Source organism: Alteromonas lipotrueae, assembly GCF_019249255.1.
GTDB classification, from domain to species: domain Bacteria; phylum Pseudomonadota; class Gammaproteobacteria; order Enterobacterales; family Alteromonadaceae; genus Alteromonas; species Alteromonas lipotrueae.
On sequence record NZ_JAESDJ010000009.1, the window covers coordinates 62,793 to 88,347 of the forward strand.

22 protein-coding genes are annotated in these 25,555 nt (G+C 45.3%); 16 read left to right on the forward strand and 6 right to left on the reverse strand.

Features of this window, described 5'->3' with window-relative positions; all coding sequences use genetic code 11:
* Window positions 1–108 precede the first annotated feature (108 nt).
* Complete coding sequence (gene ilvY, locus KYS23_RS13430) at window positions 109–975, forward strand: HTH-type transcriptional activator IlvY (RefSeq protein ID WP_159534163.1); 867 nt, start codon at window positions 109–111, stop codon at window positions 973–975.
* Window positions 976–1,083: 108 nt separating this feature from the next.
* Here the strand turns inward: ilvY and KYS23_RS13435 are convergent, their stop codons facing one another.
* Together KYS23_RS13435 and KYS23_RS13440 are read right to left on the reverse strand one after the other, a co-directional pair.
* Complete coding sequence (locus KYS23_RS13435; protein WP_218397549.1) at window positions 1,084–2,598, reverse strand: YifB family Mg chelatase-like AAA ATPase; 1,515 nt, start codon at window positions 2,596–2,598, stop codon at window positions 1,084–1,086.
* Window positions 2,599–2,687: 89 nt separating this feature from the next.
* Window positions 2,688–3,302, reverse strand: a complete 615-nt coding sequence (locus KYS23_RS13440) for a trimeric intracellular cation channel family protein (protein ID WP_013786745.1) — start codon at window positions 3,300–3,302, stop codon at window positions 2,688–2,690.
* 445 nt (window positions 3,303–3,747) lie between these two features.
* Here KYS23_RS13440 and KYS23_RS13445 point away from each other — a divergent pair, with 445 nt between their 5' ends.
* Genes KYS23_RS13445 through ilvA form a run of 3 tightly spaced genes read left to right on the forward strand, consistent with a single transcriptional unit; the run spans window position 3,748 to window position 8,103 of the window.
* Entirely contained in the window at window positions 3,748–4,680 is a 933-nt protein-coding gene (locus tag KYS23_RS13445) for a branched-chain amino acid transaminase (RefSeq protein ID WP_159534157.1), read from the forward strand.
* A gap of 34 nt (window positions 4,681–4,714) precedes the next feature.
* Complete coding sequence (ilvD, locus tag KYS23_RS13450; protein WP_218419067.1) at window positions 4,715–6,565, forward strand: dihydroxy-acid dehydratase; 1,851 nt, start codon at window positions 4,715–4,717, stop codon at window positions 6,563–6,565.
* Window positions 6,562–8,103 carry a threonine ammonia-lyase, biosynthetic gene (ilvA, locus tag KYS23_RS13455; protein WP_218419076.1) on the forward strand — a complete coding sequence of 514 codons (1,542 nt, stop codon included), beginning with the start codon at window positions 6,562–6,564 and terminating at the stop codon, window positions 8,101–8,103. Before ilvD ends, ilvA begins: the two co-directional genes overlap by 4 nt.
* A 196-nt stretch (window positions 8,104–8,299) precedes the next feature.
* On the opposite strand, the gene plsB is transcribed toward ilvA, so the two are convergent.
* Together plsB and KYS23_RS13465 are read right to left on the reverse strand one after the other, a co-directional pair.
* Complete coding sequence (gene plsB / locus KYS23_RS13460) at window positions 8,300–10,747, reverse strand: glycerol-3-phosphate 1-O-acyltransferase PlsB (protein ID WP_159534151.1); 2,448 nt, start codon at window positions 10,745–10,747, stop codon at window positions 8,300–8,302.
* A 145-nt stretch (window positions 10,748–10,892) separates the two neighbouring features.
* The gene (locus KYS23_RS13465; protein WP_232370709.1) at window positions 10,893–11,375 is read right to left on the reverse strand and encodes a GNAT family N-acetyltransferase; all 483 of its coding nucleotides are present in this window, start codon (window positions 11,373–11,375) and stop codon (window positions 10,893–10,895) included.
* A 282-nt stretch (window positions 11,376–11,657) separates the two neighbouring features.
* On the opposite strand from KYS23_RS13465, the gene KYS23_RS13470 reads away from it, so the two are divergent.
* From KYS23_RS13470 to KYS23_RS13495, 6 genes are all read left to right on the forward strand, one after another.
* Window positions 11,658–13,772, forward strand: coding sequence for a TonB-dependent receptor (locus tag KYS23_RS13470; protein ID WP_218419078.1), 2,115 nt, complete (start codon window positions 11,658–11,660; stop codon window positions 13,770–13,772).
* Between the two features lie 157 nt (window positions 13,773–13,929).
* Window positions 13,930–14,556: a transcriptional repressor LexA gene (gene lexA, locus KYS23_RS13475; RefSeq protein ID WP_057795164.1), complete on the forward strand. Its 627-nt coding sequence runs from the start codon at window positions 13,930–13,932 to the stop codon at window positions 14,554–14,556.
* A gap of 583 nt (window positions 14,557–15,139) precedes the next feature.
* Window positions 15,140–16,315, forward strand: coding sequence for a cytochrome c oxidase subunit II (coxB, locus tag KYS23_RS13480; RefSeq protein WP_013786737.1), 1,176 nt, complete (start codon window positions 15,140–15,142; stop codon window positions 16,313–16,315).
* 9 nt (window positions 16,316–16,324) lie between these two features.
* Window positions 16,325–17,938 carry a cytochrome c oxidase subunit I gene (gene ctaD / locus KYS23_RS13485; RefSeq protein ID WP_159534147.1) on the forward strand — a complete coding sequence of 538 codons (1,614 nt, stop codon included), beginning with the start codon at window positions 16,325–16,327 and terminating at the stop codon, window positions 17,936–17,938.
* A gap of 33 nt (window positions 17,939–17,971) precedes the next feature.
* Entirely contained in the window at window positions 17,972–18,559 is a 588-nt protein-coding gene (locus KYS23_RS13490; RefSeq protein WP_218397547.1) for a cytochrome c oxidase assembly protein, read from the forward strand.
* 25 nt (window positions 18,560–18,584) lie between these two features.
* Complete coding sequence (locus KYS23_RS13495; RefSeq protein WP_159534143.1) at window positions 18,585–19,463, forward strand: cytochrome c oxidase subunit 3; 879 nt, start codon at window positions 18,585–18,587, stop codon at window positions 19,461–19,463.
* Window positions 19,464–19,478: 15 nt separating this feature from the next.
* Here the strand turns inward: KYS23_RS13495 and KYS23_RS13500 are convergent, their stop codons facing one another.
* Window positions 19,479–19,688 carry a DUF2909 domain-containing protein gene (locus KYS23_RS13500; RefSeq protein ID WP_159534141.1) on the reverse strand — a complete coding sequence of 70 codons (210 nt, stop codon included), beginning with the start codon at window positions 19,686–19,688 and terminating at the stop codon, window positions 19,479–19,481.
* Between the two features lie 33 nt (window positions 19,689–19,721).
* Here KYS23_RS13500 and KYS23_RS13505 point away from each other — a divergent pair, with 33 nt between their 5' ends.
* From KYS23_RS13505 to KYS23_RS13530, 6 genes are read left to right on the forward strand one after another with little or no spacing between them, the layout of a single operon-like run.
* Window positions 19,722–20,429 (forward strand): SURF1 family protein, encoded by a 708-nt coding sequence (locus KYS23_RS13505; RefSeq protein WP_218397545.1) that lies wholly within the window; start codon window positions 19,722–19,724, stop codon window positions 20,427–20,429.
* A complete protein-coding gene (locus tag KYS23_RS13510; protein WP_159534137.1) occupies window positions 20,422–20,967 on the forward strand; it encodes a hypothetical protein in 546 nt (181 codons plus the stop codon). The genes KYS23_RS13505 and KYS23_RS13510 overlap by 8 nt, the downstream gene beginning before the upstream one ends.
* 8 nt (window positions 20,968–20,975) lie before the next feature.
* Entirely contained in the window at window positions 20,976–22,043 is a 1,068-nt protein-coding gene (locus KYS23_RS13515) for a COX15/CtaA family protein (protein ID WP_218419080.1), read from the forward strand.
* Entirely contained in the window at window positions 22,036–22,986 is a 951-nt protein-coding gene (cyoE, locus tag KYS23_RS13520; RefSeq protein WP_201299287.1) for a heme o synthase, read from the forward strand. The genes KYS23_RS13515 and cyoE overlap by 8 nt, the downstream gene beginning before the upstream one ends.
* A complete protein-coding gene (locus KYS23_RS13525; protein WP_159534133.1) occupies window positions 22,983–23,651 on the forward strand; it encodes an SCO family protein in 669 nt (222 codons plus the stop codon). The genes cyoE and KYS23_RS13525 overlap by 4 nt, the downstream gene beginning before the upstream one ends.
* A gap of 15 nt (window positions 23,652–23,666) precedes the next feature.
* The gene (locus KYS23_RS13530) at window positions 23,667–24,260 is read left to right on the forward strand and encodes a GNAT family N-acetyltransferase (RefSeq protein ID WP_159534131.1); all 594 of its coding nucleotides are present in this window, start codon (window positions 23,667–23,669) and stop codon (window positions 24,258–24,260) included.
* On the opposite strand, the gene KYS23_RS13535 is transcribed toward KYS23_RS13530, so the two are convergent.
* Window positions 24,261–25,472: a polysaccharide deacetylase family protein gene (locus tag KYS23_RS13535; protein ID WP_218397542.1), complete on the reverse strand. Its 1,212-nt coding sequence runs from the start codon at window positions 25,470–25,472 to the stop codon at window positions 24,261–24,263.
* Window positions 25,473–25,555: the final 83 nt, after the last annotated feature.

A 25,555-nucleotide genomic window follows, 5' to 3' on the forward strand; every position in this document is an offset into this window, starting at 1 on the left:
GTGGCGTTGACGACCTCGTCTATGACGACTTGTTACGGAGATTAAGGGATTTCTTTTGTTTTGGAAAATGATATATTTGCAAGATAATATTGCAATAAGTGAAACACTATGGATTTTCGTAGCCTTCAATTGTTTACGCATCTTGCCACCAGCCTACATTTTGGCGATACCGCGCAAGCCATGTATGTGTCGCCTTCTACGCTAAGCCGCGTTATACAAAGGCTAGAGGATGAATTGGGTTGTACCTTGTTTAAACGCGACAACCGTAAAGTGGCGCTTACTCATAGTGGTCATAAACTGCTTTCATTCTCTACCCAGTCTTTAAAAGACTGGCAACAGTTGAAGGTAGACTTGCGAGAAGACAGTAATTCGTTGCAAGGTGAGATAAGTTTGTTTTGTTCTGTAACGGCCAGTCAAAGTCATTTGCCTGCTATATTGCGTCAGTTTAGGGCACAGCATCCTGGAGTCGATATTCGCTTAATTACCGGCGACCCTGCACTAGCGATAGATAAGGTAAAGCAGAAAGAATGTGACTTATCGATAGCTATTTATACGCCTGACTTACCTACTGACTTACATTTCTCCCCTTTAGATAACGTGCCTTTGGTGCTAATTGCGCCGCGAGACTGGCGGTTAACCCAGTTGACTCAGGTTGATTGGACTAAACATCACGTGATCATGCCAGAGCATGGGCCAACAAGACGCATTGCTTACCACTGGTTTGCAGAGCATGGTATTAGGCCAAATGTGTATGCTTCGGTAGGGGGGAATGAAGCCATTGTCAGCATGGTGGCTCTAGAATGCGGTGTGGGTTTTGTGCCTAAAGTGGTGCTTGATCATTCCAGTATGGCTAGCTTGGTAACCCAAATTCCGGTAGATGACATTGAGCCCTATGGGCTAGGGCTATGCTGCTTGCAAGATAAGCAAAACGAGCCGCTTATTAACGCGTTTTTACAATTGGAAATGACGCCCTGATCTATTCAATGGTGAGGTGTTTAGATATTTGAACTACAAATAAGCTTGGACGTTAAAGGCTATGCATTAAGCTTTCATGCTACTTGCTGTTAAATATCACCTAATAGGCTACTGACTACTGAGCTGCTTAATTAAGGTGTCCAATGCGCGGTAACCTAGCGCTTCGGCTAAATGGGCGCGAGTCACCGTAGGCTGTCCTGACAAGTCTGCCAGTGTCCTCGCTACCTTAAGGGTGCGGTGGAATACCCGCATCGACAAATTTAATTGCTTAGCGGCTGCTTGTAAAAAGCGTAAGTCGCTATCGGTTAGCTGACATAAATCAGCAAGCTCCCCGGCGGCAAGCTGTGCATTGGGCTTTCCTTGGCGAAGAAGTTGCACTTCTCTTGCACGTAATACCCTGTCTCTGGCATCTAACATGGAGTCAGACTCAGAATTTACCGGTGGCGATAAATCGTAACTGGCAAGCCTGGGTACCTCTACTTGTATGTCTATTCTGTCTAATAAGGGGCCAGACAGCCTATTTAAATAACTCAACTGCTGTTGTGGTGTTAAGCGGTTGTCGTCAATATCGCCAGTAGGGCTAGGGTTCATGGCCGCTATTAATTGAAAATTGGCAGGATAGGTAGCGCTCGCCATCGCCCGCGATATATGCACATCACCGGTTTCTAATGGCTCTCTAAGTACATCTAATGCGCGGCGGCCAAATTCGGGTAATTCATCTAAAAATAATACCCCGTTATGGGCTAACGATATTTCGCCAGGTACAGGCTGCGACCCGCCGCCGGTAAGCGCTACAGCAGAGCTAGTATGATGTGGGCTGCGCATGTGGCGCTTTAAAAACCGCTCTACATTTAAATTTTCCCCTTTTACCGAATGAATGGAGGCTACTTCCAGAGCTTCCTGTTCAGTCATGGGGGGTAATAGGGCAAGTAACCTACTGGCTAGTAAACTTTTACCCGTGCCTTGAGGGCCTACCATCAACAGGTTATGGCTACCCGCTGCGGCAATGGTTAATGCACGCTTGGCTTGTGTTTGGCCAATAATATCATCCCAACCCATACTGCTAGAAGAGGAGGAACAAGAGCTAAAGGGCTGACCTTTATTAAGTTTTTTATTATTTGCGAGGTGCTCGTAAACCGACAAAAGATCAAACGCTGGGTAGCGAGTCGCGTAGGATACTAACGAGGCTTCAACATCGTTAATTCCCGGAAAAACAAGGGGAGTGTCATCGTCAGCAGCAGCAATTAAAATAGGAATAAGTCCATTTACTGGCTTAATTTCACCGTTTAATCCCAGTTCGCCCACAAACGCAATATTGAGCACGCTAGTGTCAGGGAGATACCCTGATGCCACCAAAATACCTACTGCAATGGGTAAGTCAAAACGGCCACCATACTTAGGAATATCAGCGGGCGCCAAGTTTACCGTGATACGTTTTGCGGGAAAATCGAAGCCGCTGTTAATGAGCGCACTGCGCACCCGTTCTCGGGCTTCTTTTACACTGGTTTCGGCCATACCCACCAATTGAAACGCGGGTAAACCATTGGCCAAATGAATCTCTACCGACACCTCTGGCGCAGCAACGCCCTGCCCCGCAAAGGTTTTAACAACTGCCATACTCATACATTGTTGCTCTAGAAAAAGTACCTTAAGGGAAATACTTTAAGCGAGCATGATAAAAGCTGAAACTGTACTTAGGGCAAGAAGAAGAACTAATTTTCGTTATAAAAGACCGGCATTTCCCAGTGCCAACGTAGGGCGCCTAACCGCATTAATACCGTTGTTGCCAATGCTACTGCACCACACCACTGTGCCTCAAAGCCCAAGTACATGGCGAGACCGTAGGCCATTCCTCCAACAATACACGTCGTTGCGTAGAGTTCCCCGCCTAAAACTAATGGTACTTCTCTACATATAACATCACGTAATAGACCACCAAATACCCCTGTAATGGTGCCCATGGCAATCGCCACTGCAATGCCAGTATCGTTAGCTAAGGCTTTTTCAATCCCCACTACATTAAACAACGCTAATCCAAAGGCATCAGCAATAAGTAAATAATGATAAGGAAAGCGTGGGCTTAATCGTAACCAAATAATAGGGATGAAGGCAGCAATTAAGGTGGTGTAAAGATAATCGTTATCGGCAATCCAGAATACGGGGACATCTAGCATCATGTCGCGCAGCGTTCCACCCCCTATAGCAGTAGCGCTTGCCAATACAATAACCCCAAACCCGTCCATCCGTTTTTGGTAAGCCATTAGGGTGCCAGAAATAGCACACACGGCTACCCCTGCTAAATTTAACCAGTGAAACCAGTCTACCATTGTATTGCGATACCCTTTTTTATCTGACGAAAACCGCGTTTGAACCGAAAAATACTTGATTTTGGCTGCGGTTTCATGCTATTTCTTTGCGCACAATAAACGTGTAACGGCCAATTCACGTTTAATTGGGGTAAAAGCCATAGCCCTATCGTACAACCATTCATTTTAGTATTCATCCAAGGAACTGGGTGTTGCTCGTCAATTAAATCTGTAAATTCAATGGCATAAGTCCATTGTTTTTATCTGATGTCCTTTGTTTACACGACAAACGACAGTGTTTCAATGTCAGTGATAAAGCACAGATGCGTAAATTTATGTGTCCGCGCGTCGCGTATTGCATCAAGCGTATTGGGCGCTCGCGCACTGTCATGTATCATTCGTCTCGGTATTAATATTTCCGCAAAACGCGGTTCGGGCTTTACGCTCAATTTTTGAAGGATTACTCATGGCTAAGCAACCTGCCGAACATATTTGGTTTAATGGCGAACTGAAACATTGGAAAGACGCTACTGTTCACGTAATGACGCATGCTATTCATTATGGTTCGTCTGTATTTGAAGGTGTACGTGCATATAACACGCCGGATCAAGGCACTTGTGTTTTTCGTTTAAACGATCACAACCGTCGCTTGTTCGATTCAGCGAAAATCTATCGTATGACCATTCCATACACGCTAGATCAAATTAATCAAGCTACCCTTGATATCATTCGTGAGAACAAATTGAAATCAGCGTACATTCGCCCTATCGCGTTTTACGGTGATATTGGTATGGGACTTCAAGTGCCGTTCGGTACGGAAGCTGAGGTTGCCATTGCTGCATTTGAGTGGGGCGCTTACCTAGGTGAAGAAGCCCTTAAAAATGGTGTAGATGCGGGTATTTCTTCTTGGAACCGCTTAGCAGCTAACACTATGCCTACTGGTGCAAAAGCCGGTGGTAACTACTTATCTTCACAGCTGATTTCGATGGAAGCCCGTCGTCATGGCTATGGTGAAGGTATTGCCCTTGATACTAACGGTTACATCAGTGAAGGTGCGGGCGAAAACATTTTTGTTATTCGCGACGGCATTGTAATTACCACGCCTAAAACTGCAGCCATTCTTCCAGGTATCACTCGTGATACATGTATCACGCTACTTAGAGACAAAGGCTACGAAGTTCGCGAAGAAAACATTCCTCGTGAAGCTATGTATCTAGCTGATGAAGTATTCATGTGTGGTACAGCGGCAGAAGTGACGCCAGTACGCAGTGTCGATGGTATTGAAGTAGGTGCGGGCGGCCGTGGCCCAATCACCAAAGAAGTGCAAGATATGTTCTTCGGTCTTTTCAACGGTACTACTGAAGACAAATGGAACTGGTTAACACCGGTTTACAAGTAATTAATTTAGCTATTTATTAAACGGGAAGGATTTTATGCCCAAGTTACGTTCTGCAACGACTACGCAAGGTAGAAATATGGCCGGCGCACGCGCTTTATGGCGTGCAACGGGAATGAAGGATTCTGATTTCGGTAAACCTATTATTGCTATTGCTAACTCATTCACGCAGTTTGTGCCGGGGCATGTGCATCTAAAAGACATGGGTCAATTAGTGGCACGAAGTGTTGAAGCCGCCGGTGGTGTAGCAAAGGAATTTAATACTATCGCGGTAGATGATGGTATTGCTATGGGTCACAGCGGCATGCTTTATAGCTTACCTTCCCGTGAAATTATTGCTGATGCAGTAGAATACATGGTGAACGCGCACTGCGCCGACGCCATTGTATGTATTTCAAACTGCGACAAAATTACCCCAGGAATGTTAATGGCGTCATTGCGCTTGAACGTACCTGTTGTGTTTGTATCAGGCGGTCCGATGGAAGCGGGTAAAACCAAGCTTTCTGATCAAATCATCAAACTCGACTTAGTGGATGCCATGGTAGCCGCTGCCGACGATAAAGTGAGTGACTCTGATACTGACGAAATTGAACGCTCTGCATGCCCAACTTGTGGATCATGTTCAGGCATGTTTACCGCAAATTCTATGAACTGCTTAACCGAAGCACTCGGTTTATCGCTTCCGGGTAATGGTTCAATGCTAGCGACCCACGCTGACCGTGAAGGTTTGTTTAAGAAAGCTGGTACGCAAATAGTAGAGCTGTGTAAACGTTATTATGGCGACGATGATGAAAGTGTGTTGCCACGTAACATTGCTAACTTTAATGCCTTTGAAAACGCCATGAGCTTAGACATTGCCATGGGCGGCTCTACTAACACTATTTTGCACTTGTTAGCGGCAGCAATGGAAGGTGAAATACCTTTCACTATGAACGACATCGATAGACTGTCACGTAAGGTTCCGCACCTTTGTAAAGTGGCACCGTCTACCCCGAAATACCATATGGAAGACGTGCACCGTGCAGGTGGCGTATTAGGTATTTTGAATGAATTAAACAAAGGTGGCTTACTGCATGGTGATGCAAACCATGTGTTAGGTAAGTCACTGACAGAAGTGATTGCAGACTGGGATATCACCAATCCAGAAAACACCGATGCGATTAAATTTTTCCGTGCAGGCCCTGCCGGTATTCGTACTACCCAAGCATTCAGCCAAAGCTGTCGATGGGATGAAGCAGATAGCGACCGTGAAAACGGCTGTATTCGCTCAGTTGAAAATGCCTTTAGCCAAGAAGGTGGCCTAGCCGTGTTATACGGTAATGTGGCGGAAGATGGCTGTATTGTTAAAACCGCTGGTGTTGATGATTCTATCTTGAAGTTCACTGGTACTGCACGCATTTACGAAAGCCAAGATGATGCCGTTGCCGGTATTCTGGCTGACGATGTGAAAGCTGGCGATGTGGTCTTTATTCGTTACGAAGGCCCACGCGGCGGACCGGGTATGCAAGAAATGCTATACCCCACTTCATACTTGAAGTCGAAAGGCTTAGGTAAATCGTGTGCGCTCGTTACTGATGGCCGTTTCTCGGGTGGTACAAGTGGCCTATCGATTGGTCACTGCTCGCCAGAAGCTGCCAGTGGCGGTGGTATTGGTTTAGTTGAGCACGGCGATAAGATTGAAATTGATATTCCAAATCGCAGTATCAACATCGCTATTAGCGATGAAGAACTCGCAGAGCGCCGCGCGAAAATGGAAGCCAGCGATAAGCCTTGGCGCCCGAAAGATCGCGTTCGTGAAGTATCAACATCATTGAAAACCTTTGCTGCATTGGCCACCAGTGCGGATAAAGGCGCAGTACGTGATGTATCGAAACTGGAAAATCTATGACCGTTAGCGATCACGACTATTTAAAGAAAATTCTATTAGCCCCTGTTTACGACGTAGCCGTAAGCAGTGAGCTTTCTTACATGTCGTTGTTGTCTGCCGAGTTAGGCAATGAAATATTTTTAAAGCGTGAAGATCAGCAACCGGTAAAGTCATTTAAGTTGCGTGGCGCTTACAACCGTATTTGCTCGTTAAGCGAAGCACAACTTAATGCAGGTGTTATCGGTGCTTCAGCGGGTAATCATGCACAAGGTTTGGCGTACAGCGCTAGGCGCAAGGGCATTCAGGCAACCATTGTGATGCCTGAAACTACCCCAGACATCAAAGTGGATGCGGTGCGTCGTTTTGGCGGCGACCATGTAAACGTTGTACTTCATGGCACTAGTTTCGACCAAGCCAGTGGTCACGCGAAAGCGCTTTGTGCAGAACATGGTTACACCTTTGTGCCGCCGTTCGATGACCCTGATGTTATTGCGGGGCAAGGAACGGTTGCTCGCGAATTGCTAGAGCAAAACCCTAACCTAGATATTTTGTTTGTTGCGCTAGGTGGTGGCGGTTTAGCGGCAGGTATTGCGGTTTACTTAAAGCAATTAAAGCCTGAGATTAAAATTGTTGCAGTTGAATCGGAAGAGTCTGCCTGTTTTGCCCTAGCGCAAAAAGAAGGTGCACCTGCTGCGCTTGAAAACGTAGGTATTTTTGCCGATGGCGTTGCCGTTAAAGTGATGGGCCAAGAAACCTTTAGGCTGTGTAATCGCTTAATTGATGAAACCATGACGGTAAGTAACGATGAAATATGCGGTGCCATTAAAGATATTTTTGATGATACGCGGGTTATTGCAGAGCCAGCTGGTGCGATATCTGTGGCGGCTATTCGAAAGTATGCGAAGCAACACGACCTTACCGGTAAAAAGCTAGGCGGCATTTTATGCGGCGCTAATATTAACTTCCATACCTTGCGTTATGTGTCTGAGCGCTGTGAACTTGGCGAGCAAAAAGAAGCTGTATTCGCGGTGAAAATACCCGAGCGCAAAGGGGCATTTAAGCAGTTTTGTGAATGTGTTGGCGCAAAGGCAATTACCGAATTTAACTATCGTTACGCGAATGATGACGAAGCCCATATTTTTGTTGGGGTTAAATTAAAAGGCGGCCAGCAAGAGTTCTTAAGCCTGCAAAGCGACTTAGAAGATAAAGGCTACCAGTGCTTTAACTTATCCAATAACGAATTAGCCAAACTACACGTTCGTCATATGGTGGGTGGAAGACCACCGGCCATTCTAAACGAGCAAGTGTTCAGCTTTGAATTTCCAGAGCGCCCTGGCGCACTGCTAACCTTCTTAAACACCTTAGGTGAATCGTGGAACATTACCTTGTTCCATTATCGTAACCACGGTGCAGCAGAAGGGTTAGTGTTGGTTGGGTTCGATATTGCCCCTGAAAGCCGAGAGGCCTTCAATGAACATGTTATTGAACTTGGCTACAAAGTAGATGAAGTCACACAAGACCCTGCTTATAAGTTCTTCTTGTCACAATCATCTAAGTAAAGAGCAAACCGTTTTCGCTTTACTTCGCTTCACGTTAAGCATGGTTTACCTTGGGGCGAGGTAAAGCGTATTCCAAATCAATAAAAAAGCCGAAACGATTTAACGTTTCGGCTTTTTCACGTTATCGATAACAGTCTCTTCAGTGTGCAGCCTATTATCGAGTAGCAGCTAGCTGCATCCCAATCGACGAAGTAAACTAGTTATGCAATACCACATTCTCAAGATGCTGGGTCATTTCTGGCCAAACTAACGCCATCACGTCTTCGCGAAGCGCTTCACACTCTTCAGAGTATTTCAGGCTTCCATCTTCTGTAGAGTCTAACCAATGGTTATCTTTTAACGCACTAATAAAGCTAGACAGTACGTTCTTATCGTAAAACTCAGGTGAGCTTAGCCCATAAAGGGTAGACAAGCGTTCGGCCACTTGGCGACTGGTACGTTCGAGCGCACCACGACTAATAACTTTTTCCTTGTCTAAAATAGTCAGTACTACCGCATAACGCTGCAAGGTTTCTTGCATACAGCGGCTCAATAGCCATGCTGAATGAAACTGCTTTTGCTGAGCATCAGGTGGAAGTAAGTCACCGCCCTTTATACGCAGAAGGCCTTGGTCGACCAATTCATCAATAAGCGCATCGGTGTGAGCAAGGGCTTCGTCTTGAGACAAGTGCAAAAATAACTCGCGCTGTAGCAGCGGGTATAACGCAGCAATTAACTGGAATACTGTCGCTTTACTTGTGCCTTTGTGCGCAAATACACAGGCCATAATTAAGCCAGGCAACGCAAATAAGTGCAAAATATTGTTGCGATAATAGGTGAGATAAACTGCCGACTTAGGTTTTGGGCTGATTAATCGACCGTAGTCATCTTCCTCAATCACAAACTTACCAAGCTTCAAGGTATCGTCAAACAATTCCTTCCCGCTAGCATCGGGTATAGTGGCATCGGCACTGAAAGGCACATTTTTGAACAAACTGATAAAGTCGCCCATCGCTTGTTTAAGCTCAGACTCACTCATGGTTTGTGTTTTCGATGACAGCAAACACAGCGACGTTAGCGCCATGCCATTAACCGCTGCTGCGCGATTAATCCGGGTCATTACATTGTTGGCCAACTCGTTTACCGCTGGCGTTAGCCATGCAGGCTTTTTCTCTGGCTCGGCATCGCGGCAGTCACGCCAGTTTGGCACATGGGTTTCCAAAAATTGATTCAGCTGAATAGGCTCACCAAAGTTTACATAACCATGACCGTAGTTTTTAAGCTTGCGAATAGCCGAGAATACTTGCCAGTTCGATTCTTTTTGCTTCTTAGTACCTTTAAGCTCGTTCAGGTAGCTTTTCACTTCCATCACGTTTTCGTAGCCAATATAGACTGGCACCAAGCTAACTGGCCTGTTTACGCCTTTCAGCATGGCCTGAATGGTCATGGCTAGCATGCCTGTTTTGGGCGGAATAAGACGGCCAGTGCGACTTCTGCCACCTTCAGGGTAATACTTAACTGAATAGCCCTTATTGAAAAGTAACTCTAAGTATTCACGGAATACAGCGGTGTACAACTTATTACCGGCGAAGCTACGGCGTAAGAAAAAGGCACCACCACGGCGGAAAATTTTCCCAACCGGCCAGAAGTTTAGGTTAATACCAGCAGCAATGTGAGGGGTTACCATGCCTTCATGATAAATCACGTAGGTCAGCAAAAGGTAATCCATGTGGCTGCGGTGACAAGGCACGTAAACAATCTCATGGCCGTTTGCGGCTAATTCTCGAATACGTTCAGAGTGTCCAACACTAATACCATTGTAAATTTTGTTCCAAATGCGAGTAAGCAGTCGGTCGCCAAAACGTATAAGTCCTTCGCGGTAATCGGCGGCTATTTCGGTAACGTAAGATTGCGCTCTATCTTTAGACGCTTCATGAGTGATTTTTTTACTGCGTGATTCTTCAGCCATAGCACGGCGCACGGCATCAGAGCCTAGTACACTGTTGTTCAACTCTTGGCGCTCTAACAATGTAGGGCCGGTCATACTTTGGCGTTTACGCTGAAAGTGAGTGCTTGCTACACGTACTAGCTTGTGTGCAATGCTTTTATCACTGCCATGTTGATTTGACATGGCGCGAGCTGATACGGCTTTTGAGTAATTGATAAAATTGTCGCGGCCTAAAAATATCACGATAAAGAGTTTTCTTAGCCAACTTGGCGCTGCATTGTCGGCAATAAGGTCGGCTAATCCTGGTGTGCCTCTGCCAGGCGCTCGGCCCCAGGTGACAAACACCGGAACCACTTGGAGATCTAACTGGTGATGATCTCTATGCAGATGAAATAAGTCAGTAAATACATCTTCAATTCCCGTATCGTCTGCTTGTGAACGAAAGATCGGCTGGGTTTTACGCAAAAATAACGTAGAAGGGTATTCTCTGCCCGCTAACGTAAGCGTATCTGTTGGGCTCGGTAGGCCTAGTGCTTCTGTTGACATTCTAAGCGCTAATTGATCGGTTACCGAGTTTGCTGGAAGCAAGTAAACGATGGGCTTCGATTTATCAATGCCAAGCTCAGTTTCTACGTTTACGGGAATGCTGTGGGCTTTAACCAGCAACTTAACAGGATAATGAAATAGCGACAAAAGGGCTTTTCGCATCCACGACATGAATTCTGTAATCCTATGAAATTAAAACGGGGGAAGTGTACCACATCTCGTGCAATGTCTTGCAGAGGCCATGGGGCTGTTTGAAAGAGTCATTAGTATAAATTGTTGCCATAGCAAATCGATTGAGCGTGTTTTTACTCATACATCAGTTGGTAACTGCACCTTTGTAATGCATCGCTACGTCGCAGCGTTCATAGGCACAGCCGAACTTTTGCATGATTTCTTCACAATGAACAAAGCCATTTTTCTCATAAAGATGAATGGCGGCCTCGCACTTCTTATTCGTCAAAAGAAATAATGTATTAAAAGCAATGGTAGGGGCGTTATTCAACACATGTTGTAACAAGCCTTCCCCTACTTTTAATCCTCTTGCTTCACTGACCACACCCATCTTAGTAAGTTCGAATACCCCTTCTCCTTTTTTCATTAATGCGCATGTACCTACAATGCCAAAGTCCGGGTGTTCAGCAAACCAAATGTATCCACCCTTATCGATAATATTGCGCTGTGGGTAGCCAATAACAGCCTCATCAATGCTCTCTAAATGAAACATTTTGGTTATCCACTCTCTATTTATGCGGTCGAAATGGGGGGCTAACTCGGGGGTATAGTCGAGGTAATGCAACATGATGGAATTCAATACTCTGGTTAAGCATAGTTAGAAGAAGGTTTACTTTATGCTTTAATGGCAAACTTGTCATCTTGACGTAAATACCATTAAGGGTACTGATTCCATTCGTGAGGATTGTTTCAATAGACTGTCTCGTCAAGCTGACGCATTCATTTATAACAAAAGTTTAATTTTTATTAATACACCTTTTAATTGCCAATAAATCTGACTAGAATCCGCTCTAAATAAGAATATCTATCATTTTCAATACTGTTTGAATTATCACTTGAGGAGACTTGCTTGAAACTTGGTAAAGCAACTATTTCTACTGCTGTTCTTTTAGCTCTTTATGGCACATCTGCATTCGCACAAGACGATATGGCTGAGTCAGATGAAAGCGTTGAACGTATTACCGTACGCGGCGCATTCTTTGGTCAACAAGTCGCCACAGCGGTTAAAACCCCTACATTATTGGTTAACGTGCCCCAGTCAGTATCTGTTGTAAGCGCAGAACAAATTTCAGAGCAAGCATTGTTTAGTATTGCCGATGTTATGCAATACACCCCAGGTGTGAGCATTGGCCTAGGTGAAGACCATCGCGATCAGGTGACTATTCGTGGTCAGAACACCACCGCCGACTTTTTTGTTGATGGTCTTCGTGACGACGTTCAGTACTTTCGCCCATTGTATAACCTAGAGCGTGTAGAAATATTACGAGGCGCGAACGCCTTACTATTCGGCCGTGGTGGAGGCGGTGGCGTAGTTAACCGTGTGACTAAAGTGGCCAGTAGCGCAGAAGATTTCACCACACTGTCAGCAGGTATTGATACCTTTGGCGCTGGTTCTATTAGTGTTGATACCAATAAAGCCATAGATGCTAATAATGCTTTTCGTTTTAACGGTGTGTTTGACAGTATTGATAATCATCGTGATTTTAAAGATGGTGAACGTTACGCCATTAACCCAACTTATACATGGATGGCTAACGACGACACCACGGTGGTTGCATCTTACGAATACGTAAATGATGATCGTTTAGTCGATAGAGGTATACCCTCATTAGATGGTGCACCGCTTGAAGGCTTTGACGACACCTACTTTGGTGCTCCAGACTTCAACAATACTACCCTTGAAGCGCATATTGCCCGTGTTCGTGTTGATCATGCACTATCGCAAAATTGGAACTTGAACGGTACCGTTCAGTTTGCTGATTATGATAAAGCTTACCAAAACTTGTACCCCGTTAACTTTGACGCTGATGCAGGCACGGTTACGTTAGATGGGTATCGTGATACCACCACTCGTGAAAATGCGCTGGTTCAATTAAACCTTATTGGGCAGTTTGCAACAGGTGATATTAACCATACCTTACTAACAGGAATGGAGTACGGCAGCCAAGATACAGAAAATGCTCGTCGTGATGCGTTTTTTGCAGACAGTCAAGACGACCAAGTATCCTTCGTGTTTAGCGACCCCCTGGTTATTCCGTCAATGACGCTGACAGATCCGGTAAGAAATCGTGCATCAGACGTCACCTTTACCTCAGCTTTCGTGCAAGATGAAATTAAGCTTAACGAGCATTGGATTGTGGTGGCCGGTCTTCGCTACGATAATTTTGATATCGATGTGGTAGACACTATTGAAGTGGCTAACGGTGCTGACGATGGTAACAGCGGTTTCCTATCTAGTTCTGATTCACAAGTGTCACCCCGTGTTGGCCTAATTTACAAGCCAGCGGAATCTGTTTCGATTTATGCCAGTTACAGCAAATCGTTTTTACCTCGTTCAGGTGACCAATTCCTTTCTCTGTCGCTTACAAGCCAAGCGCTGGAAGCTGAAGAATTTGAAAATAAAGAAATTGGCGTAAAGTGGAATTTCTCTGACTCACTTAGCGTAACAGCAGCGGCATTTGAAGTTGAACGTGAAAATGGCACAGCGCAAGATCCTAACAATCCAGAAGCGTCTATTTTAACCGGCACCGAAACCAAAGGTTTTGAAGTGCAGGTGGTGGGCAAGCTTTCAGAGCGTTGGGTAATAAATGCTGGGTATAGCAACCTTGATGGCGAAGAAATGGGCCGCATTGTAGATGGCGCATTGGCGAACCGTGATTTAGCACAGCTACCAGAACACATGCTGACGTTATGGAACCAATATGAAGTAAACGATAAATGGCGTGTTGCATTAGGCGTGATTTATCAATCTGAGCAGTACGCGTCTTTAAACAATACCGTCGAACTACCTGATTTTGTTCGCGTAGACGCTGCAGTGTATTACGATTACAGCGAAGACATTAAAATTCAGCTAAATGTGGAAAACGTATTCGACGAAGACTATTTCCCATCAGCACATAACGACAACAATATTGCCACCGGCGAGCCGCTTAATGCTCGCGTGAGTTTGCAATATAAATTTTAGTCACGCTGAATAGTAGTGATAGATAAAGCGGCCTTTAATGGTCGCTTTTTTGTTGTGATTTGGCCTGAGTAAAAAACATGCTTTGCAACGCTTAGTGCTTGTCATTTCCTTTTAGGTGTATATACTTACAGGAACTGTATAGACAGACAGGTCTTTTATGCGCCCACTCACAGCAAGACAAACAGAAGTTCTCGAGCTTATAAAAACAACGATGCTCGAAACTGGCATGCCGCCTACCCGTGCAGAAATTGCCCGTCATTTAGGTTTTCGTTCTGCGAATGCCGCTGAAGAACATTTAAAAGCGTTGGCCCGTAAAGGCGTCATCGAAATCCTTCCAGGCACTTCTCGTGGTATTAAACTTAATATTCCTCTTGAAGATGAAGCCCCTGAAGAAGAAGGCCTTCCTCTTATTGGCCGAGTGGCTGCGGGCGAGCCTATTCTAGCGCAAGAGCATATAGAGTCTCATTATAAGGTCGACCCTGCCCTGTTTCAGCCTCACGCCGACTTCTTACTTCGTGTAAGCGGTATGAGTATGAAAGACATTGGTATACTTGATGGTGACTTGTTAGCCGTGCACCGCACGACGGATGTCCATAATGGGCAGGTGGTAGTAGCACGTGTCGATGAGGACGTTACTGTTAAACGCCTTGAAAAGCGTGGCCGCGAAGTATTGCTTCATGCCGAAAATGACGAGTTTTCACCGATTAAAGTCGACTTAGCGTCAGAGCCTTTTTCCATTGAAGGGATTGCCGTTGGTGTTATTCGAAATGCTGATTGGATGTAACCTTTTAGCTATTTAGTAAAGAAAGCGGCTTATAGGCCGCTTTTTTGTATGTTTACCATACCTTGCTTACACAATAATCGTATTTAAGTCTAAGAAATCCCTCAAAAGCCACCAGATACCGCTCCCGCATATTTTCTCCTATTTATGTCACCTTTTTTAGTGCTAACTAGCGCTATTTTAGTCATCTGTTTTGTTTGAAAAACAATCATAAGTGCGTAACTACCTTTTGATTATAAGAAACTTATTGCCAACTTCTATTCGCCCATCTCGTTCAAAATGAGCGTTTCAAACGGGCTCGCTAAATACCCGTGTAACGTCCATGCGCTGTGACGTCATTCACTTCTCTGTCATACCGCGTTGATTAAAAATTAAACGCTGCAATTGTTTTTTCTTAGAAAAGACTAGACTTGTGCGTTTTATTGAGCAATTCTTATACTGTATTTAACAAAATAATAACAATAGCTGTAACTTTGTTTTACAACTAAAGCTAGGCAGTTAAGTTAAAAGTTGGATTTCGAGTATCAGTTGCCAGAAGCGCAGCGCATCTAATGCGTTAATGCTTCTGTTATAACGGAGGTGTTGAGTGAAACGAGTAACGACACAAGCGGCGACACAAGCGACAAAGTGGCTTTACGGGCTTCCACTTTTGCTTACCTCGCCACTACTGTTTGCTGATGCAGCAACGGGCGAAGGCTCTTCCATAAATTTGCGCCGAGGCGCAACAGACATAAGTGGTCAAGTATACGACCTCCATATGTTGATGTTCTTTATCTGTATCGCAATCGCTGTTGCGGTTTTTGGGGTTATGTTTGCCTCAATGTACTTGCACCGTAAATCCAGAGGCGCTAAGCCCGCTCACTTCCATGAAAATGTAAAAGTGGAAATTGCATGGACAGTAGTGCCATTCATCATTCTTATTCTTATGGCTATTCCTGCTGCTAAAACCCTTATTGCGATGGAAGATACCAGTGAACCTGATCTTACCGTTGTCGTTACTGGATCTCAGTGGAAGTGGCATTACCGGTATATGGACAGAGACGTTGAGTTTTATTCGTTAATGGCGACGCAACGAGAGCAAATTGAAAACAAATTCGAAAAAGGCGCGAACTATCTGTTGGAAGTCGACCGTCCGTTGGTGATCCCCACAGGGCAAAAAGTGCGCTTTCTTATCACCTCTGATGACGTTATTCACTCGTGGTGGGTACCGGACTTTGCAGTGAAAAAAGATGCTAATCCTGGGTTTATTAATGAGTCGTGGGCAAAGGTGAACGAGCCAGGTATTTATCGTGGACAGTGTGCCGAGCTTTGCGGAAAAGATCATGGCTTTATGCCGGTTGTGGTCATTGCTAAAGAGCCTGCCGAATTTGATGCTTGGATGAATGAACAAGAAGAAGCAGCTCGCCAAGCGAAAGAAGAAGAGCAACGTCTACTGTCGATGAATATGTCGATGGACGAACTTATGGATGAAGGTAAGCGGGTTTACAACGCCACTTGTGCGGCTTGCCATATGCCTAACGGCGAAGGGTTACCCGGAGTTTTCCCTGCGCTTAAAGGCAGTGAGATGGTACTTGAAGACCAAACTGCACATATTGATATTGTGTTGAACGGTAAAACCGGTACGGCCATGCAGGCGTTCGGAAAAATGTTAAGCCTGAAAGACATTGCGGCTGTGGTGACCTACGAACGAAATGCGTGGGGCAATAACACGGGTGATATGGTGCAGGCTAAAGATGTTAACGCCGTCGTTAATGGGAACTAGGAGTGCGTAATGAGTAAAGCAACTGATGTCATTGCGCCGGATACCTCGGCGCATCACGAAGATCATGACCATCATAGCCATATTCCAAAAGGAATAACCCGATGGTTGTTTACCACTAACCACAAAGATATAGGCACGTTGTATTTATGGTTCGCCTTTATCATGTTTTTGATTGGTGGCGCCATGGCAATGGTGATCCGTGCTGAGCTATTTCAGCCTGGATTACAAATTGTTGAGCCAAACTTCTTTAATCAAATGACGACTGTGCACGGCCTTATCATGGTATTTGGTGCGGTAATGCCAGCCTTTACGGGGCTTGCAAACTGGCTAATTCCTATGATGATAGGTGCACCAGACATGGCGCTGCCGCGAATGAATAACTGGAGTTTTTGGATATTACCTGGCGCCTTTCTTATTTTGCTTAGCTCGCTATTTTTAGAGGGCGGCGGCCCGGCATTTGGTTGGACCTTCTATGCACCGCTTTCTACCACCTACAGTGGTGACTCAACCGCATTGTTTGTGTTCTCGGTACATATCATGGGTATCTCATCCATTATGGGGGCTATTAACGTCATTGTGACCATATTCAACATGCGTGCCCCCGGTATGACGTGGATGAAAATGCCTTTATTCGTGTGGACTTGGCTTATTACTGCTTTCTTGCTTATTGCTGTTATGCCTGTGTTAGCGGGGGCGGTCACCATGGTACTGACGGATAAGTTCTTTGGCACCAGCTTCTTTGATGCAGCAGGTGGTGGTGACCCCGTTATGTTCCAGCATATCTTTTGGTTCTTTGGGCACCCTGAGGTGTACATCATGATATTGCCGGCCTTCGGTATTATCTCTCAAATTGTCCCTACGTTTTCCCGTAAGAAGCTGTTTGGCTACGCATCAATGGTGTATGCCACCGGCTCTATTGCGCTGTTGTCCTTTGTGGTATGGGCTCACCATATGTTTACCACCGGCATGCCGGTGTATATGGAAATGTTCTTCATGTTTGCCACTATGCTTATATCGGTGCCTACAGGCGTGAAGGTCTTTAACTGGGTGGCGACTATGTGGCGGGGCTCTCTAACCTTTGAAATGCCCATGATGTTTGCCATTGCGTTTATCGTATTGTTTACCATTGGCGGCCTGTCAGGATTAATGCTGGCCATCGTGCCGGTGGACTTCCAATACCACGATACCTATTTCGTGGTCGCACATTTCCATTACGTTCTGGTCACCGGTGCCATCTTCTCGATTATGGCTGCGGTGTATTATTGGTTACCCAAGTGGACAGGGAAAATGTACGACACGGCGCTAGCAAAATGGCATTTCTGGTGCTCACTAGTGTCGGTAAATGTGTTGTTCTTCCCGATGCACTTTGTGGGGCTGGCTGGTATGCCACGTCGTATTCCTGACTACGCCTTACAGTTTGCCGACTTTAATAAGTGGATAAGCCTTGGCGGCTTTGCCTTTGGGCTGTCGCAACTAATCTTCTTAGCATTGTTAATTAAGGCCTGTAAGAAGCAGGGTGAGCCAGTATCTGCCCAAGTGTGGGAAGGTGCCGAGGGACTAGAATGGGAAATTCCTTCTCCTGCGCCCTATCACACCTTTGAAACGCCGCCCGTTGTTAAATAGAGAAAATAGGGCAAGTAAGAAAAGGAGCTACCCATGACACAAGCAAATGCAAACAACAAAATGGTGATAAAACTCGTCGTTATTGTGTTTGGCATGTTTGGTTTTGGGTTCGCCCTGGTGCCACTTTACGACGTATTTTGTGACGTTACTGGTATTAACGGTAAAACTGAGAATACCGCAGCGGTGTATGAGTCCATCGAAATAGACGAAAGCCGTGAGATAACAGTGGAGTTTATTACCCGCACTAACACTGGTATGCCGTGGGAATTTCGCGCGCAAACTAGTCGTATGAAAGTGCACCCTGGGGAGCTTAATACGGTGTCGTTTTACGTAAGAAATCCAGCGTCGAGCAATATGATGGCGCAAGCTATTCCATCGGTGTCGCCGGGTATGGCAGCGCTATATTTGAATAAAACGGAATGCTTTTGTTTTAATCAACAACCTTTAAATGCTGGGGCCGAGGCTTATATGCCCATGCAGTTTTATGTCGACCCACAGCTTCCCGAAGATATTAGTTATTTTACTGTGCAATACACCCTTTTTGATGTGACCGCACGAGCGAGTGACATGAAAACAAAACCGAATCCCTACATGGTCCCTCAACCTGAAAGTGGTAAATAACAGGTGTTGGGATAAGGAGAGAGTAATGCAGCAAGAATATCAGAAATATTATGTACCGGCACAAAGCCCATGGCCTATTGTAGGCGCGGTGGCGCTATTTTTAATTGCCGTTGGCGCGGGCAACTTTGTGATTGAAGCCACTAAAGGTGAATCAGGCTATGGAGGCTATACACTTCTCGCTGGGTTTGTCGTATTGATGGTGATGCTGGTCGGATGGTTTAAAAACCAAATTGATGAGTCTATGTCAGGGCTATATAGCGACCAATTAGGACGCTCTTACCGACAGGGAATGAGTTGGTTTATCTTCTCTGAAGTCATGTTCTTTGCCGCTTTCTTTGGGGCACTCTATTATGCCCGATTCATTTCAGTGCCTTGGTTAGGCGGTGCATCAAATAATGCAATGACTAACGAAGTGTTATGGCCCACATTTGAAGCCATGTGGCCGTTAGTATCTACCCCAGGGGGCATCACTACACAAGAAATGAGTGCGGTTGGTTTACCCACCATTAATACGGTTATTTTGCTTATATCGTCGGTCACATTGCATTTTGCTCATGTTGGTTTAGAGCAGAACAAACGCAAACAACTGACCCTAATGTTAGGCGTCACTATCTTGCTGGGAATTGGGTTTTTATTCTTACAGGTGGAAGAGTATGTTCACGCCTATCGTGACCTAGGGCTAACGCTACAGTCAGGCATTTACGGCAATACCTTTTTCATGCTGACGGGCTTTCACGGTATGCACGTTACCCTTGGCACCATCATTCTTATTGTCATGTTTTTTAGGGTACTAAAAGGGCATTTTACACCGCATAACCACTTTGCTTTTCAAGCCGGAAGTTGGTACTGGCACTTCGTTGATGTGGTGTGGGTAATGCTTTATATCTTTGTTTACGTTTTATAAAAACGTTGCCAAACCCTAGTAAGGTCGAGGGTTTGGCGTAATTAAACCGGTGCCAATCGCCACTAAAATTAAAATCACTATGATGGCAGATGTGAGCACCCTGCGACCGATATATTTACTCATTGGACCGTCTTTGGGATCGTTTTTCATCATGACACGCATGGCCATAAATAGGTTAACGATCATGAAAATTACCAATGCAACCAAGATTATTTTTATCAACATATAAACCTCAATAGTAGTGTGCAGGTTGGCCAAATGAATCAGGTTACAGCATCCAAATTAATCGCAATCGTCATTACTAGTCTATGTGTAATGGCGATGTGTGGCTTGGGGTTCTGGCAACTAGACCGAATGGCACAAAAGCAACAACGCATAGCTAGCATAACCGAAAAACAGGGGAAAGAAAGCTTGTCGCTTATTGATGCCCTTTCAATGAAAGCGCCCGAAGATCGCGCCGTTTACTTTGAAGGTACGCCAAACGGCGACAAGGTGTTATTGCTCGATAATCAAATACACGAACAACGGGTAGGCTATGACGTTCTAGTGCCAGTACAAACCAATGCAGGGTGGATATTAGTTAATTATGGCTGGTTGCCTGCACCAGACTTAATGCGTTCGCTACCGGCAGTAAAAATTAGCCACCACGCACAACAATTTGAAGGGGTGGTGAGTCAGCCCACTCATAATCCGTTAGTAAAAGAAACGCTTTCATCAGCATTAAGCTTTCCGGCTCGTATTCAGCAAGTTTCTACCAGTACCGCCAGTGAATTGTTATCGCTTAACTTATTACCTTATGTAGTAGTACTTACCGCAAAAAATGACCTTTTTGTCAGGCGTTATAATCGAGTTTCCATGCCGCCTGAAAAGCATTTGGGTTATGCCATTCAATGGTTTGGTCTTGCAATCGCAGCCGCCTTGATTGGCGGTTTCGCAATTATGAAAAAAGGACGTCAATATGAGTAATCCGGCCTCGAAAAAAACCTTAATTATCATGGTTGCCGTGTTCGTGCTACCAGTGATTTTAGCCAAGCTTGCGTTAGAGAATGATTGGTTCAACCAAGGTGCTACCAATAAAGGTGCATTGTTGCAGCCTACCATTGATGTTTCATCGCTTTTAGAAGGTACGGAGCCGAAATGGCGCTTGTTGTATGTCTTGCCCGAAAGCTGTGATGTCACTTGTGAAAATGCATTGTTTAGCATTAACCAAGTGTGGCTGGCGCTAGGCAAAGAGTCTGACAGGGCGCAAGCATTAGTTTTGTTCACTGAAAAAAGTGATGTAACAGCGCTAGAACAGTTATCTGAGTACGCCAATGTGCATACCCTGAGCGTCAGCGGTGTGCCTATCACCAACCTTAAACAGCAAAGCGTATATATCGTTGATACCTTAAATAATGCCATGTTGTATTACCAAATAGACAGTGACAGAAGTACCGCGGTGATGGAAAGCCGAAGTATGCTGGCTGATATTAAAAAGCTTCTGAAATTGTCTCGTATTGGGTAGGAGATGCTATGAAAAAACTGGTGCTGTTTAGCCTGTTTCTTGCCGCAGTAGTCATCATTTTAGGGGCTTACACACGCCTTACTGATGCTGGCCTTGGTTGCCCTGACTGGCCGGGTTGCTATGGCAACCTTACCGTGCCGCTAAGTGACGAAAAGGTAGCCGCGGCGAATACGGCGTTTCCAGACCGCCCCGTGGAGGCGCATAAAGCATGGAACGAAATGATTCATCGCTATTTTGCAGGGGCGCTAGGGCTATGCATTTTGGCGATTGCCATTATCGCGGTAAGGCAGCGCCATAAAGGCACGCCAGTTAAGCTGCCCTTGTTGCTGCTTGGCCTTGTGATTTTTCAAGCGGCGCTTGGCATGTGGACAGTCACTCTTAATTTATTGCCTGTGGTGGTTATGGGGCATTTGCTAGGGGGGTTCACCGTACTAAGTTGCTTATTTTTGCTTTATTTACGCCTTAGAAAACACAGCTCAGTTAACTTGCTACAACGGGAATCCAATTCGGCACAACCGTTAACAGACGACAGCCTTAATCTTGGTAAAACCAACAGGCTGACGATGATGGCATTGTTAGGTATGGCCATTTTAGTGGGGCAAATAGCGTTAGGCGGCTGGACATCGGCCAACTACGCCGCCCTCGCCTGTACCGATATGCCAATTTGCGAGCCCGGGTGGCAGCAGCGGTTAGATTTTCAAGGCGCATACAGTGTGCCCGAGGCACAAAACTATGAATTTGGGGCACACGATTACGGTGAGCGAGCCACTATGCATATTGTGCATCGGTTCGGCGCTGCAATCACCTTTCTTTACCTTACCGTATTGGCTGTTATGTGGTTACGAAACAGTAAATTATCACCGGAGGTGAAAAAAGGGTGTGTCTTAATGCTTGGAGTACTATGCGTGCAAGTGGCGCTGGGTCTAAGTAACGTTTTGTTTAGTTTACCTTTGTTTATCGCGGTATCACATAATGCAATTGCCGCCATGCTATTACTCACAGTGATATGGCTGACATGGTCAGTTGCTCCTTCAACCTCTTCTTTCTCCTACTCTACTGGAGGTCATCATGGCTAAAACTATCCCGTTAAATACTGCAGTTGCAGGTAAGCACTCGCTAAGCTCGCAAGTGAAGAACAACTCGCAAGCAAAGATCAGCTGGCGTGACTATTACGAAATGACAAAACCAAACGTGGTGATGCTACTTTTGCTCACGGCGTTAGTGGGGATGTGTTTAGCCTCGCCTAGCTGGGTAAACGCTACAGCGTTGGTGTGCGGATTGCTGGGTATTGGCATGTTATCGGCATCAGCCGCGGTGATTAATCATGTGGTCGACCACAAAATTGACAGCCAAATGGCACGTACTTTCAATCGGCCTGTGGCTAAAGGAAAAGTAAGTATCGCAAAAGCATCTTGGTTTGCAGCAGGGCTTGGCGTAATGGGTTTTGTTGTATTGAGCTTATGGGTGAACATGCTTACCGCTTGGCTTACCCTTGCTAGCTTGGTGGGCTATGCCGTGGTGTATACCATGTTTTTAAAACGAGCCACGCCGCAAAATATTGTAATTGGTGGTATTGCAGGTGCTGCTCCACCGCTTCTTGGCTGGACCGCTGTCACTGGGGAAATTCATGCTCATGCGTTGTTGTTAGTACTCATTGTCTTTACGTGGACTCCCCCGCATTTTTGGGCGTTGGCTATTCATCGCGAAAAAGATTATGCGAAAGCGAAAGTGCCCATGCTGCCGGTGACCCATGGGGTAGAATTCACTAAAACCTCGGTGTTACTTTATACCGTGTTACTGAGCTTGGTTTGCCTGTTGCCTTATTTGGTGGGCATGAGTGATTTAATTTACCTTATTGGCTCTTCGCTTCTAAATATTGGGTTTATGTATTACGCGATAAAACTGAAATTTGCGGCCACTAGCCAAACCGCGATGAAAACTTTTAAGTTCTCAATTGTTCATCTCATGGTATTGTTTGTAGTATTGTTGTTCGATCACTACGTACCACTGAGTTTATGAACCGACGGATTTTTGTAGGCGTTGTTGCATTAGTAGCGTTATTGGCGGGTGTGTTAGGGGCAATTTATTTGTCACCAACGGGTCAGTCTAATGGCGGTAAACCCAAGTATTTTCAGGCTTATCCTGAGCCTCGCGCCATTGCGCCTTTTTCGCTGACCGACAGCAAAGGCAATGAATTTAACCAAGCTTCGCTAGAAAATCAGTGGAGCTTGTTGTTTCTTGGTTATACGTTTTGCCCAGACATATGCCCTACTACAATGGCCGAACTGAACAGCATTTACCCGCAACTGCAGGCTATTGAGTCTGAATTTCCTATTAAAGTGGTGTTTATTTCTATCGATCCTAACCGTGACTCATTAGCACGGCTCGACGAATACATCAGCTACTTTAACCCAAACTTTATTGCTGCGACCGGTGCGCATAAAGCCTTATTTCCCTTCGCTCGCAACTTGGGCATGATGTATGCGATTGCTGAAAGTACAGATAATCCTAATTATCTTGTCGATCATAGTGCATCGGTAGTGCTTATTAATCCTGAAGTACAGGTGATAGGGCGTTTTAAGCCAAAACGTGAGCCTGGCAAGTTGTCGATTAGTGACGCACAGCAAATACGTAATGACATGCCAGCGATTACTTCATCATTCAGTTCAAACTCGGCACTATAGGTAGGTATGGGAGGCATGGATATAAAAATCCGACAAGGTCTCGTATCTGATGCTCGCCAAGCGGTTCCCTTATTATTAAGTGCTGCCGAAGACCTATTGGTTTGTGTATTTGGTAATGGGGATACAAGGCATACTCTCGAATTTTTGACCCATGCATGGAAAGGTAAGGACGGGCAATATGGCTGCAATAATCACTGGGTTGCGGTAGTCGATAATGTTGTTGTAGGCGTCATTACGGCGTGGCACACCAAGTTGGGGCCAGTGTTTGACCGAGCGTCGTTAGACAGCGTGACTAGCTTCTACAATCTTGATGAAGCAATGGCAGTGCTAATGCGCAACCAAGCTGTTGCTGTCGGTTTAACTCCCCCAAGTGCGACAGAGCTTATGTTGGGCCATGTAGCGGTAGATAGCATTGCTCGGCGAGGCGGCATTGGCAGCGCCATGATTGCCCATATGCGTAGTTACGCGATAGCACTTAAAAAGCAGGCATTGGTACTAGACGTACAAATTAGTAATATTGCTGCCATCCGGTTTTATCAAAGCGTTAATTTTAAAGAGCAATCAGTGAACGGCACCTTTGTGCGTTTTGTTCATGCACTTTCAGCTTAACTAATCTGGGTAATTTCCGTTTTTATCTGCCACAAAAAATGGCTGAGAATACCAATAATATCTTCCCGATTGAGAGTTGCTCGGAGCGGTACAATTTACTCGCGAACGGCCTACAGGAAGTGCTTGAGTAATACTGAAGGTAATCGCATTGCCTTCAACCCTAGTTTCAACTGGTGAGCCTGAAAAGAAGCAATTTACTTGGCTTAAACGTACATCATCGCCCTTAATCGTTAGCGTAATAGGGGGGAGTCTCGATTCGTCACTAGCGCCTTGCACCGTATTTCGATTTACCTCAGGGATATACTCACCTTCAAAGCTGGTCGATAATACCGGCATAGCAATACTGTTTAGTTTGGTTTTTAGTGTACTTAAGTTGGCATAAGGGCCAGCTGCAGGAAAGCGAGGTAATGCTTGAAAATGACTGTGTGGACCTATAGCGCCTGAGTGTTGTCCGAACGCAATGTAGCCCTCTTGCGCGAGTTTATCTGCTAGCTTTTGGTTGAACTCACCAAAAGGGTAGGCCAAATATTTAAGTGATTCGCCAATTTTGCTATCAATAATAGCCTCGGCTTCAGCTACATTCTGCCATACCTTTTCAAGCCAAGCTTCGTCGTTAGTGTCGCTATCAGCCTCACTGCTTGAAACTCTGCCATCCAGCATATGCAAATGATCAAGCGTATGGTTAGCGAAGGTAACGCCATCGTTGTGCATCGCCTTAACTTGTTCCCAAGTGAGTTGGCTTCTATTGGTACCAATTTCCCCTGGATTAATAAATATTGTGTACGGGAAGCCCATATCAACCATAATGGGGTGGGCATTTGTGAGGATGTTTTCATAGCCATCGTCGAAGGTCACTACCACGGTATTGGAAGGCAGCGGTGTGTTATCTAAAATAGCGTTGACCACTTTTGCTAAAGGTAAAACTGTGTGATGTTGCTTTAAATATGCCATATGTTGCTTGAACATATCAGGCGATATACTGGTGCTTTTCGGCGTGTGGTTAGACACATGATGGTAAAGCAAAATAACACCATTTTGAGTAAGAATTTCACGGGTTGGCTGCGTAGTGTTATCAGTAGCAGCCAGACTATAGCCAGAAAAACAGACAAAAAAGAAAAGTGCTAACCCGTGTGGTCGGTTGCCTTTCATTTGCGCCAATATAGCGTCACATTTAATCCACGAAATGACATTGAAAGGCATGATAAACTTCATGTTTTCTCCGAGTTGAAGTTGATTTAATAGCATTGCTTTTTACTGCGTGTCAGCATGCTGTTCTACTAATGCAGAGACGATAA